Below are 259 nucleotides of genomic sequence, written 5' to 3'. Positions count from 1 at the left end.
CTCCGACAACCCCAAGGACTGGGGCACCGGAAAGCAGCTTGTCGAGACGTTCAAGCTAACCCGCCAGGTTGATCCTCAGCTCCTCTGGTGGGTCATTGGCTCCTTTGTAGCAGGCGTCGTGGTGTTCACCGTCCTCGGTCTTATCCTCACCGATCTGTGGTGGGCATGGCTCATCGTTGGCATCTTTGCTGGTGCCGCTGCCGCTATGTGGGTCTTCCAGTGGCGCGCTAAGCGTTCCATGTATGCCCGGTTCAAGGGC

1 protein-coding gene is annotated in these 259 nt (G+C 59.5%); it reads left to right on the top strand.

Annotation, left to right across the window (positions count from 1 at the left end):
* Positions 1-259, top strand: a 259-nt coding sequence (locus ACR9ZK_RS22460) for a DUF4191 family protein (protein WP_481344141.1), incomplete at both ends; no start/stop codon positions are given.

It is taken from the genome of Monashia sp. HAY1-5C (genome assembly GCF_056755255.1).
The sequence above is the reverse complement of the archived record's forward strand: the minus strand, read 5'-3'. Positions and strand labels throughout refer to the sequence as shown.